Raw genomic sequence first — 11,172 nt, forward strand, 5'->3', positions numbered from 1 at the left:
TCAAGGAGAACAGGCGATGAAGCATCCGAATTTTGACGTAGACCTCGAGGCAGACGAGCGCCGCCGTGCCGCACACGACTTCGATCCGGTGACGCCCGGTGAGACCTTCACGAGCGCGCACGAGGAATTCGAGGCGTTGCGGGCCCGGCGCCCCATCGCCCGCAGCCAGGAATATGAGGGGTTCTGGGCACTGCTGGGCTACGACGAAGTGCTGACCGCCATCACCGACATCGAGCACTTCACCACCTCGAAGCAGAACGCCATTCCCAAGTTCGCCTTCACGGGAGTGCGACCGCCCCTGCACCTCGACCCGCCCGAGCACACCGAGTACCGCAGGGTGATCAACAAGGCGTTCACCCCGCCGAAGATACGCGAGCTCGAATCGACGGTGCGCGCATCCGCCGTTGGACTGCTCGACCCGCTCATCGATACCGGCTGGGCGGATGTCTGCAAGGAATACGCCCAGCGCTTTCCGGCCTTCGTCTTCGCCGACTTCTTCAACCTCGACCTGGAGACGTCGGAGCTGATCAAGTCGGTGACCCGCACCTATGTGGATGCCATTCAGGTGCTCGACCATGAGGTGGTCAAGAGTCTCAGCGGCAAGCTCTACGAGATAGCCCAGACCATCATCGACGACCGGGCCGCCGGCGGATACGACCCGGAGGAAGACCTCACGGCCGCACTGCTGGCCGCCCGTCCCCAGGGCGAGCCATTGCCCGACCATCTGGTGCTCGGATGCGTGCGGCAGCTGATTGTGACCGGCATGGTCGCGCCGAGCGTCTTCATCGGCAATATGTTCGTGCACCTGAGCCGTGACCCCGAGTTGCAGGACCAGCTTCGTGCGAACCCGACCCTCATTCCCGCCGCGGTCGAGGAGTTCCTGCGCCTGTACTCCCCCTATAGAGGAATGGCCCGCACGGCCCGCGAAGACGTCATGCTGGGCGGCCAGCTCATTCGCAAGGACGACCCGGTTGCCCTGGTCTATACCTCGGCCAACCGCGACGAACGGGTGTTCCCCGACGGTGAAACATTCGTGCTCAATCGACCCAACATCAGCAAGCACATTTCCTTCGGGCGCGGCACACACAGCTGCCCGGGCGCACCCCTCGCCCGCATGATGATGAGCATCACCCTTGAGGAGGTGCTCTCGCGCAGCGCGAGCTTCACCGCCGCCGGTGACCCCGAGATGGCGATCTGGGCCGAGTGGGGCACCCGCTCGGTGCCGCTCGACTTCGTGCGAGCGTGACGACGACAAGCCCGACGCCTCTCGCGGAGATTCCGCGGGGTCGCCCCGGCGCGAATTCCCAGCGCCTGTTAGCAACGCTCGTCGCCGACTACCGCTTCACGGCGGGCGGATGCTTTCCCTCCACCGCGATAGTGCGACTTCTCGGCGAGTTCGGTATCAGCGAGTCGGCAGCACGGGTGGCGCTCAGCCGTCTGGCACGGCGCGGTCTGCTGGTGCAGGAACGACGCGGAAGGCAGTCCTTCTATTCGGTCAACGAGGAGAATCTCGCCGGGCGCGATAAGCGGCTGCGTCTCTATCTCGACTTCGGTGGTGATCGCGAACCGTGGGACGGCCTGTGGACCGTCGTGGTCTTCTCGGTCTCCGAAGATCGCCGCAGCCTGCGCCCCCGGCTGCGCACCGGCCTCGACAGGCTCAAGTTCGCGCCGATGACCGACGCCGTCTGGGTTCAGGCGCGCGACCACCGTGACGGCGTCGCGGCCCTGGGCGCCGAGCTCGATGTGAGGCTCGCCGTGATGCGTGCCACCTTTCACGATCTCGACCACGACGCCATGGACCCCGTCGACGCCTTCGATCTGGTGGCGGCCCGAGAGCGATACACGCAGTTTCTGAACAGCTTCGAGCACCTGGTGCACCGAGCCCACGCGGGCGATATCGCGCCCGCCGAGGCGTTGATCGTGCGCACCACCGTGCTCGCGGCGTGGAGAGACATCGCGCTTCAGGATGCCGATCTGCCGCACGAGGTGCTTCCGACCGACTGGCCGCAGCCCCGCGCGCGCGATGTCTTCACCGAACTGTGGACGACGATGGGCGCGCTCGGGTTGATCCGCATGCGCGAACTCGTCGCCGAGTTCGACCCTGCGGCTGCTGCGCAACTGGATTACTACCGCCCCGCCATTGCGTCACGGAGTACCCATTAATGATTCCGATCGCCGTAGATTTGTAAGCGATGCTGAGCCCCGAAGACACGCCGCCCTGGTTCGACCCGAGCCTTTTCGACGACGCCGAACGGCGGGAAGTTTCGGTCGCGGGGGCGGGCATCCGGTATTTCTCTGCGGGCGAGGCCTCACTGCCGACGCTGCTGTTCGTGCACGGTGCCCGGGCCCACGCCCGCTGGTGGGAGGCCGCGCTCTCGCTGCTGGTGCCGCGCGGCATCCGTTGGCTGGCGATGGATCTCTCGGGCCACGGCGACAGCGACTGGCGCGAGTCGTATTCGGTTCAGCGGTGGGCTGATGAGGTGCGTGCTGTGGCGCAGGCCGAGGCTGGCCGTACGGGAATCACCATCATCGGGCATTCGCTGGGCGGGGTCGTCTCGCTCGCGGCTGCCGCGCACGGGGCGGCAGAGATCGCATCCGTCGTCAGCGTGGATGCGGTGCCGCGTTCGAAGCCGGCCTCCGCCGCCCCCTCCGGCCGACCCACCTGGTTTGCCTCCCGCGAGCAGGGTGCCGCCGAATTCGCGTCCCGCGATGCCCGCAGTAGTTGGCCGCGATGGCTTGCCCTGCGCGTCGGTGAGCAGAGCCTGCGGGCGAGCGACGGCGGCTGGGCGTGGAATCACGACGTGAAAACCCGCGGCATGGCGCATCCTCCCGATTCGGAATTCGACGGGCTCGACCCGTCTCGCGTGGCGCTGATCACGGCCGGGGACTCGTTCATGGCGAGCGCCATCGACGCATCCGCATTCCTGCACCTGATGGGCGAGCGGATGCGCCGGGTGAACATCCCCGGCGCCGGTCACGACGTCATGATGGAGCGCCCCGCTGAGTTCGTCGAGGCCCTGCTGCCGCTCCTGTCGCCTACTCGTCCAGCCTGAGGTTCGTCGTCGTGTGGTGGGTCACGAGGGTGGCGAGCCCCGGATCGACGGCGCCGAGAATCTGGCGAAAACGGCTCTCGGCGGTGGCGCCGACGCTGTCGTAGATGCTGATGAAGACCTCGTGGGCACGCCTTCTCGGCCAGTCGGCGGGCAGCAGCGATTCTGGCAGCTCAGGGTCCTTGACCCGGAACGAGAGCCAGTCGCTCATGAGCCCGGTGCGCAGTACGAGCGCCTCCGACGGAGTCACCCTGCCCGAACGCGCGACCTCGACCATCGGCTCGTGGCGGTCGATGAACTCCAGGTAGTCCGTGCCCAACTGCTCGAGCTCGAAGACATTCGAGAAGGACATCGGCTGCGAGGCACGGGGCAGCAGTTCGGCGCGCATGATGCTGGCGTCGGCCACCCCCAGCCTGTCGAGCAGCGCCTCGGCGTCGGCCACCCGATCGTGCGGCGATACCCAGATGGCGTCGTTGAGCAGGCCAAACTTGTGCGAGCGCAGCCCATTGCGCAACCACCGGCGCACGTCGCGAGCCTTCTCCGGAACCGAGAACGACACGACGGTCCACTTGCCATCCCAGTCCGGGTAACGCGAACCGAAGCCGACCGCCCTGCGCAGCCGCTCCGCGGTCACCGCGGAACTGTTGCGCCGGGAGCCGTAGTACGCGGTACGGCCCACGCGCTCGTGCACGAGCAGGCCGCGCGTCGCGAGCCGCCTCATCGCCTGTCGCGAGCTGCTCTCTGACACGCCGAACTCCGCAAGCAGTGCCACGAGCGCCGCCGACGGAATGAGCTCCTCGCGGCCGAACCAGTAGTCGCCGAGCAGCGTAATCAGCAGGTATTGCGGCTCATTGCCCACCTGCGAGCGAGGCAGGCTCGGGGCGGATGCCGGTGCGGCAGCTTTCTGCGTCATACGGCACCTTTCACCTGTTCTCGACCGCCCCAGTGCGATCTCGCGGGTTTCGAGACGGGCCCTCCTTCGTCGAGTCCTCCTCAACCGGCATAAGCCATCCGCTGGTTGAGGAGCCGTCGAGGAACGAGGCGGCGTCTCGAAACCCGCGCGCGATTCACCCTAGCGCAGCACCGTCGAGGACAACCATTCCGCCACCGAGCCGCGGAACGCATCCACGTCGTAGCTGCTGCTGTCGGCATTGTCGGCCTTCACCTCTATCACCGGAATGCCGGCCGCCTCGAGTGCGCGCGTGGTGGCCCAGTTGCCGCGCGGATCATCCGACACCAGGTGCACGACGCCATCGACCCCGTGCCTGCGCGCCTCATTCACGTACCACTCGGCCGACATGGGTGCCACGTAGAGGTGCTCATGAAAGCCCACGAATCGTGAGGCGAGCGCGCGCAACGGGTCTCCGCCGTGGCGGGCGTAGCCGTCTGCCGCGATGGCCAGGTACATCGACCACACGAAGACGGCGCCATACTCTTGCTCAAAGTGGCGATAGAAGCCCAGGTCGAACCAGAGTCCACGGCCTATCCACATGAGCCGCGCGCGCTCCGGTTCGGCGTATGAGCGCCCCTCTTCGACGCGCTGCAGCACCTCCTCGTACAGCCCCTTCGCGGCATCCCGCCCCCATTCGGTGCCGCGATGCCACTGCGGCAACATGACGGCCGGAATGCTGTCTGTCACGCTGATCGGGCACGGCCGTACCTCGGCGATCAGGTTGCGGGTGCGCGTGTTCCACGCGGCCTGCTCGTTGCCCAACTGCATGATGCGCTCGAACTTTGCCTGGTCGAAGGTGGTGCCGGTCTTCTCTTCGAGAAACGCTATGAGCTCCTTCATTTCACCGACCATCAGGTCGATGCGTTCCGTGCCGCTCAGTTCTTCCCAGTCGTCGGCCAGGCGGTCCCACCACACCGACTCGGCCTGGGCCTCAGAGGCGCTCTCAAACGGAAAGAATGTCACGCCCTCCTGCTGGTCCCACACATCGAAGACCTTGCCCGACGCATCGCCGGTCAGCTCGCCCAGCACCAGGAACGGTCGTGGCAGCCCTCCCCACGGCGCGGTCTCGGGGTCGTCGTCGAAGGCGCTGCCGAGCCCTATCGCGTTGTACTGCTCCGAGTCGTTCGGGTAGCCGCGCTGCTCAATCAGCGACAGGTATCGCTGGGCGCCCTGCTTCGAGGCGGCGATGGATGCCCACCACTGGTTCACGATGTACGGAATGTCGAAGGCGCGCAGAATCTCGTGGGGCGTGTCCGCATTGACGAGCGCGACCAGGCCGCCGGATGCCGCGTGCTGCTGCACCGACTCGAACCATTCCCGCTGGTGCCGCAGCGCGTTGCGTGCGGAGACGAGGCGATCGGGAACCGGCCTCGTCGGGGCGGCGGCGGAATCAGTGGCGGTGGAATTGGTGGCGGTCATGCGGCATCCCTGGGCTCTCGGAGAAGATCGAGGGCCTCGGCAAGGTCCCCGGCGTCGATGGCCCCGTAAGGCTGGCGCGACACCATGACGGCGGGCATGCCTGCGGCGGCCTGTTGGGCAGCGAAGTCCCAGAGCGGCGCCTCGTCTTTGTCGCGCGTGTAACTCAGCAGCACCTCGGCGCCGGCGCCGGCGGCCGCCGTCGCGGTGTGCGTCGCGCGCTGGCGAATGGATGAGCGCTGCGAGGTGGGCCCGTTGTGCTGATAACGCTCGGCGATGGCGTCGAGTGTGGCCGCGCCCACCTCCCGTTCGGTCAGCAGTTCCCCCCAGTCGTGGTCCTCGCCGACTATCACGGCACCCTGCGCCTCGATCGCGCGGTACACGCCCGGGTCGTCATGGCTGCTTCCCGTGAGAAAGACCCGCAGCTCATCGTGCACAGGCAACTGATCGGTACTGGCCAGGAGTGTGGTCAGCAGCACACGATATTCGTCGAGCGGCAGACGCGTGGCCGCGCCCATCACCGCCAGGTATTCGCTGCCGGTGAGTCGAGCGGGCTGTGCGTGCCGCAGTGCCGACACCTTGCGCTGCAGCCAGCGAATCTCGTCGTGGAGCCTCACCGCGTTCTCCAGGGCCGTGTTGGTGATGCTCGCACCCGTCCAACCCTGCAACACGTCGACGAGCTGCCCGACGCGCACCCGGTTGTAGCGTGTTGTCGTGGCACGGGGAAGGTGCAGGATGTCCACCAGATACACCGGCGGAATGTGCGTCTGCGGCTCCACCCGGATTATCTCGCGCAAGACGTAGTACAGGCGCAGGGAGGCGTCGCAGTCTGCGGAGACGACCACGGCATCCAGCGTGCCGAACTCGCGGCCGAGCAGCAGGGTCAAGAGTGAGCGGGTGGCGGGGTCGAGCCCCGTTCCCAGGTAGTGATCGGCCACTGCCGTGTCGCGGCCGGGCTCCCCCCGCAGGCGCAACGCCGTGGCGCCGACGGCGGTGATCAGCTCGCCCGGCACGTCCTGGCCGACCATGCCTATCACCGGTCCAGAAGGCTCCCGCAGCGGGGCATGGCTCGCGTACGCAGCCTCGAGCGTGGCGAGCGTCTCGCTCAGCCGAGATGTTTCCAACGTCATTGTTCTCTCCTCATATAAACCTTAGCGTGACGCTCGTCATTTTTCGAGAGTCCTATTGAGCGATGCGCTGTTCGGCTCTTCTTCTGAGTGCGACAAAGACCAGCGAGGCGCACACGGCGCAGCTGGTTGCGCCGACCCCCAGTGCCAGCTGGCCCGAGGTCGCATCGATGAGCACACCGACGGCGAGCGCGCCGAGAGGGGCCATTCCGATGTTTCCCAGGGTGACGAGCGACATGGTGCGCCCTATCGCGTGCGGCGGACTGGCCCCCTGTGCCGCGCTGTTCAACACGCCCTGATAGAGCCCCAACCCCAGCCCGAGCAGCGGGGCGACGACGAGAAATACCGCGAGGCTCGGGGCGAGCGCATTCACGGCGAGCGCCGCGGCGAACACCAGGCACGCCGGCACCAACGTCAGCACCCGCACCAGGCGGATGCGCGTCACGAGCAGCCCGCCCACTATCGCGCCGACGGCGTTGAGCGCATGCGTTGCGCCGAGGGCAACGGCGGTGCCCGCAAAGCTCAGCGTGACCACCGAGGTGAGCACCACATTCATGTTCAGCGCGGTCAGGGTGATGATGACGTTGACGACAAGCAAGACGAGCAGCGGCCTGTTGAAGCGCACCTGTTTGATCGTCGACCAGGTGGAGACGGGGCCGCTCTCCACGCGCGGTCGGGGGTGCAGCATCCGCGTTCTGATCAGCAGCAGGGCGAGAAACACACCAGCGTACGAACAGGCGTTGATAAGCAGGCACGCGGCTGGGCCGAAGCCGGCGTACGCGAAGCCCGCGAGACCCGGCCCTATCGAGCGAGCGGCGGAGATATAGACGGTGCTGAGTACAACCGCGTTCTGCAGCAGCGTCGCACCGACCAGTTCGAAGATGAACGCCTGCGCCGCCACCCGGTCGAACACGTTGATGGTGCCCGAGAGCACGATGAGCCCGTAGATCACCGGCAGCAGCGGATGCTCGACCGACACCGCCCACGCCAGCCCCAGCGTCACGAACACCGCCGCCGCCGAGGTGCACAACAGTATGGTGCGCGGCGAGACCGAGTCGGAGATGCGCCCGGCAACCGTGGCCAGCACCAGCGTCGGCCCGAACTGCGCCACCGTCACGAGCGCCAGGGCGCTCGCGCTTCCCGTCAGCTGCAGAACCAGCAGCGAGATGGCCAGGTTCTGAAACCAGGTTCCCGTCTGCGAGACGAGCTGACCGTAGAAGTAGAGCGCGAAGTTCGGCAGCCGCAGCGCGTCGAATGTACCGGGGCCGGTGCGCCTAGCCACCGATCACAGCGAGCCGTCGCTGCGCAGCGCCGCGACCTTCTCGGTGCTGTAGCCGAGCAGCTCTTCCAGAACCGCCCCGGTGTGCTGGCCCAGCCGGGGCGCCGGCTCGGTGAGCGTGGCCTCGGTGCTCGAGAAGCGGATGGGCACACCCGTGCCGTACAGTCCCTCGGGCGCACCAAAGAGCGGATGCTCCAGCTGCACGACCTCGCCGCGCGCGAGCACGAGAGGGTCACGCACCGCATCAGCGGTGCTGCGCACCGGCGCGGCGGGAACGCCCGCCGCCTCGAGCCGGGAGACGATGTCGGCCACCGGCAGGTGCTGCGCCCACTGGGCAATCATGGTGTGCAGTTCGGCGGCATGGGCGACCCGGCCGTCTCGATGCTCGAAGCGCGGGTCGTCGGCGAGCTGGGGCATCCCCACCGCCGTGAGAACCCCGCGAGCGAAGGCGTCGGTCGGCGCACACAGCGCGAACCATCCGTCGCTGGCGGTGAAGGTGCCGAACGGTGCCAGCCGCGGCACGAACTGGCCGGTGCGCAGCGGCAGGCCGATCTCCTCAAAGGCGTCGAACGGCTCGCAGGCCACCAGGGAGGTGAGCGCCCCGAGCATGGAGACGTCGACGTGCTGGCCCTCACCGGTGCGCTCGGCGTGCACGACCGCGGCGAGCGTGCCTATCACCCCGAACAGCGGGGCGACCAGGTCTCCGACGGGCAGGCCGAAGCGAATGGGTCCCTCGCCAGGCATGCCCGCCGTCATCATCACGCCACTGAGGGCCTGAATGATGGTGTCCATCGCCTTGCCGGTGCCGCCCGCGGTGCCCTGCGCGCCGAATCCGCTGATCGACGTGTAGACCAGTGCGGGGTTGAGCTCGCGCACCGACGCGTAGTCGATACCGAGCCGCTCGGTGACGCCCGCGCTGTAGTTCTCCACGACGATGTCGGCATTCTTCACGAGATCGTGAAAGATCTCCCGCCCGTTCTCGCTCTTCAGGTTGAGCGTCATGCTCTGCTTGTTGCGCCCGCGCAGCATCATCGAGACCGACATGTCGTCGGGGCTCTGCCGGGTGACCTTGAGACCATCGGCGGTGACGTATGGCGAGTTGTTGCGCGAGGTATCTCCCCCGTGGGTGGGATTCTCCACCTTGATCACGCGGGCGCCGAGCCCGGCGAGCAGCAGCGTGGCATACGGCCCGGCCAGCGCGGTCGTCAGGTCGATAACGGTCTTGCCCTCAAGCGGACGTGTCGTGGTCATGGTTTTCCCCCTGCTGATGGTGCGGATGTCTGTGGCGCGGATGCCTGCGGCGCGGATGCCTGCGGCGCGGATGCCTGCGGCGCGGCTTCAACGCGTACCTCGCCGCCCTCCCACCGGAAGACGGTGTCGAGCTCGACCTCCCGCGTGATGTTCTCGATGTAATCGGCCACCCGGCGGCCGTCGGCGGTGTCTGCCAGCGGAATGGGCCGGGCATCCTGGTCGATCCAGCACGGCACGAAGCCGGCCGTGACCTCGCCGCTCGCGTCGACGCGAATGACGGCTACGGCCGTGTTGCGGCTCTCGGGATGGAACGCGTATGTGGGCATGCTGGGGTCGGGGCTGAAGCCGAAAAGCTTCTTGCGCCGCTTGGCCCAGGCCTGCCGCTCGGGCGAGTTGTCGTCACCACTGGAGAGCGCCATGGTCACGGTGACGAAGTTACCGAGACCGTGAAAAATGGGCTTGCCGTTGTAGATCTCGATGCCGCGCATGATGTGCGCGTGGTGCGCAATCACGGCGGATGCTCCCGAATCGATGGCCGCGTGCGACACCTCGTATTCATAGGCCGCGATCTCGGCGGGCATGTGCCCGATGCCCTTGTGCAACGCCACAATCACGACGTCAACGTCGGCGCTGAGCGAGCGGATGTCTGAGCGCATCGCCTCGAGACTGGCCGGGTCGCAGAACGAGTAGATCGAGGGCGGTCCGCCCGGGTTCGCACTGTCGAGCTCGTAGTGGGTGAGCACTTTGACGAATGCGGCACCCGGCTTCTTCGAGGTGGCCCAGGATTCGCGCGGCCCGACACAGTTGTAGTCGAGCACGCCAATACGCTGGCCGCCGCGCTCGACGATGGCGGGCATCCGCGCCTCGGCCAGCGTCATGCCGGCGCCGGTCGTGAGCATTCCGGCCTCGGTGCTGAACTGGATCGTCTCGGCGATGCCCTGCGGGCCGCAGTCGTAGACGTGGTTGCCGGCGAGCGTCGCGATGGCGATGCCGGCATCCGCTGCTGCCTTGAGGTTCTCGGGGTCAGCGGGCGGCGCAGGCACGTCGACGCTGGCTGTCTCGGTCGAGTACGAGTGCGGAACCTCGATCTGCCCGATCGTGAGATCGGCGGAACGCAGCAGCTCGCGGCTCGGCTCGAAGAAGAACGGCGCGTTCGGCTCGTCGAGCACGAGGTCGCCCGTTGCCATGATCGTGATGGAATTCTTCATTCGGTGAATGCTCCGCCCGTGGACGAGGCCGGCCGGCGGGGCCGACGCGGCAAAGCGGTGCCGTTGAGCTCGTCGACGTACAGCTTCACCTCCCGAGCCAGTCGCTCGGGGCTCTCGCTGCTGATGAAGTGTCCTTCGTCTTCGAATAGCACGGCCTTCGCGCCCCGCACGAACTTCGCCCCTCGCAGCGACGATTCGGGCGAAATCACGCCGTCGCGCATCGACGCGAGAATCAGCACGGGCACGCGGATGCCACTGAGAATGGCCTCAAGCTCCTCGTCGGTCTGCGCCTCGGGAAACGGCTTGCCCTGGTTGATCCAGGCCACGTCCTCGCTGCGATTCATGTGCTCGGTGACGCGATTGGCGTAGCTGATCTCGCGTTCGGCCAGCCGCACGGGGTCGTCGCTGAAGCCGCCGAGAATCTCGATCTGCTCGCGAACGATCTTCGGGTCGTGGCGACCCTCGATCATTCTGCGACGGCCCTCCGACGAGTCGGTGCCGCCCGCGCGATCGTGCGGCGTGCCCACCACAGAGACGAATGCCTTCAGGCGATCGGGATTGCGCTGCGCGATGTACCAGCCGATTCCGCCGCCGTGCGATGCTCCCGTGTAAATGAAGGTGTCGATTCCGAGCGCGTCGGCCACCGCGCACACGTCATCGGCCCACTGTGCCAGCCAGCCGATCGCCGGCGCCTCACTCAGGTGGCTGGACTTGCCGAATCCGCGCGTCTGAATCGTGATGACCCGATAGTTGGTGGGCTCGTCTGCCAGCAGCTCGGGGTACGCCCAGCCCGAGAATCCGTTGGCCGAGGCGAGCACAACCTCGTCACCGCTGCCGTACTCCTCGTAATACAGATCGACGTCGTCGAGAGTGATGGTGGGCATGGTTG

General features: G+C 67.0%; 10 protein-coding genes. 3 read left to right on the forward strand and 7 right to left on the reverse strand.

The genetic code is table 11. The features are described 5' to 3' along the window. The first annotated feature begins 16 nt into the window (after window positions 1–16). From ASC63_RS04415 to ASC63_RS04425, 3 genes are read left to right on the forward strand one after another with little or no spacing between them, the layout of a single operon-like run. A complete protein-coding gene (locus ASC63_RS04415) occupies window positions 17–1,246 on the forward strand; it encodes a cytochrome P450 (RefSeq protein ID WP_055810294.1) in 1,230 nt (409 codons plus the stop codon). Further along, complete coding sequence (locus ASC63_RS04420; protein ID WP_157487574.1) at window positions 1,243–2,163, forward strand: PaaX family transcriptional regulator; 921 nt, start codon at window positions 1,243–1,245, stop codon at window positions 2,161–2,163. The genes ASC63_RS04415 and ASC63_RS04420 overlap by 4 nt, the downstream gene beginning before the upstream one ends. Window positions 2,164–2,192: 29 nt before the next feature. After that, the gene (locus ASC63_RS04425) at window positions 2,193–3,053 is read left to right on the forward strand and encodes an alpha/beta fold hydrolase (RefSeq protein WP_055810298.1); all 861 of its coding nucleotides are present in this window, start codon (window positions 2,193–2,195) and stop codon (window positions 3,051–3,053) included. Here ASC63_RS04425 and ASC63_RS04430 read toward each other — a convergent pair. The 7 genes from ASC63_RS04430 to ASC63_RS04460 all read right to left on the reverse strand — a co-directional run bounded on the left by ASC63_RS04430 (window position 3,037) and on the right by ASC63_RS04460 (window position 11,167). Next, window positions 3,037–3,963: a PaaX family transcriptional regulator gene (locus tag ASC63_RS04430; protein ID WP_055810300.1), complete on the reverse strand. Its 927-nt coding sequence runs from the start codon at window positions 3,961–3,963 to the stop codon at window positions 3,037–3,039. The two genes, ASC63_RS04425 and ASC63_RS04430, sit on opposite strands and share 17 nt — an antisense overlap. Window positions 3,964–4,122: 159 nt before the next feature. Beyond that, the gene (locus ASC63_RS04435; protein ID WP_082487199.1) at window positions 4,123–5,421 is read right to left on the reverse strand and encodes a 2-hydroxyacyl-CoA dehydratase family protein; all 1,299 of its coding nucleotides are present in this window, start codon (window positions 5,419–5,421) and stop codon (window positions 4,123–4,125) included. Then, entirely contained in the window at window positions 5,418–6,548 is a 1,131-nt protein-coding gene (locus ASC63_RS04440) for a 2-hydroxyacyl-CoA dehydratase family protein (protein WP_082487202.1), read from the reverse strand. The genes ASC63_RS04435 and ASC63_RS04440 overlap by 4 nt, the downstream gene beginning before the upstream one ends. Before the next feature lie 52 nt (window positions 6,549–6,600). Beyond that, the gene (locus tag ASC63_RS04445) at window positions 6,601–7,827 is read right to left on the reverse strand and encodes an MFS transporter (RefSeq protein ID WP_055810302.1); all 1,227 of its coding nucleotides are present in this window, start codon (window positions 7,825–7,827) and stop codon (window positions 6,601–6,603) included. Between the two features lie 3 nt (window positions 7,828–7,830). Continuing rightward, window positions 7,831–9,075: a CaiB/BaiF CoA transferase family protein gene (locus ASC63_RS04450; RefSeq protein WP_055810304.1), complete on the reverse strand. Its 1,245-nt coding sequence runs from the start codon at window positions 9,073–9,075 to the stop codon at window positions 7,831–7,833. Next, entirely contained in the window at window positions 9,072–10,283 is a 1,212-nt protein-coding gene (locus ASC63_RS04455; protein ID WP_082487205.1) for a CapA family protein, read from the reverse strand. Before ASC63_RS04455 ends, ASC63_RS04450 begins: the two co-directional genes overlap by 4 nt. Next, a complete protein-coding gene (locus ASC63_RS04460; protein WP_082487208.1) occupies window positions 10,280–11,167 on the reverse strand; it encodes an alpha/beta fold hydrolase in 888 nt (295 codons plus the stop codon). The genes ASC63_RS04455 and ASC63_RS04460 overlap by 4 nt, the downstream gene beginning before the upstream one ends. Between the last annotated feature and the right edge of the window lie 5 nt (window positions 11,168–11,172).

Source organism: Leifsonia sp. Root112D2, from assembly GCF_001424905.1.
Lineage (GTDB): Bacteria > Actinomycetota > Actinomycetes > Actinomycetales > Microbacteriaceae > Root112D2.

Excerpts from the sequence above, each read along its gene's own strand:
- ASC63_RS04425 (WP_055810298.1), top strand. The coding sequence starts at position 2,193 with ATGCTGAGCCCCGAAGACACGCCGCCCTGGTTCGACCCGAGCCTTTTC.
- ASC63_RS04415 (WP_055810294.1), top strand. The coding sequence starts at position 17 with ATGAAGCATCCGAATTTTGACGTAGACCTCGAGGCAGACGAGCGCCGC.
- ASC63_RS04450 (WP_055810304.1), bottom strand. The coding sequence starts at position 9,075 with ATGACCACGACACGTCCGCTTGAGGGCAAGACCGTTATCGACCTGACG.
- ASC63_RS04435 (WP_082487199.1), bottom strand. The coding sequence starts at position 5,421 with ATGACCGCCACCAATTCCACCGCCACTGATTCCGCCGCCGCCCCGACG.
- ASC63_RS04430 (WP_055810300.1), bottom strand. The coding sequence starts at position 3,963 with ATGACGCAGAAAGCTGCCGCACCGGCATCCGCCCCGAGCCTGCCTCGC.
- ASC63_RS04440 (WP_082487202.1), bottom strand. The coding sequence starts at position 6,548 with ATGACGTTGGAAACATCTCGGCTGAGCGAGACGCTCGCCACGCTCGAG.
- ASC63_RS04460 (WP_082487208.1), bottom strand. The coding sequence starts at position 11,167 with ATGCCCACCATCACTCTCGACGACGTCGATCTGTATTACGAGGAGTAC.
- ASC63_RS04455 (WP_082487205.1), bottom strand. The coding sequence starts at position 10,283 with ATGAAGAATTCCATCACGATCATGGCAACGGGCGACCTCGTGCTCGAC.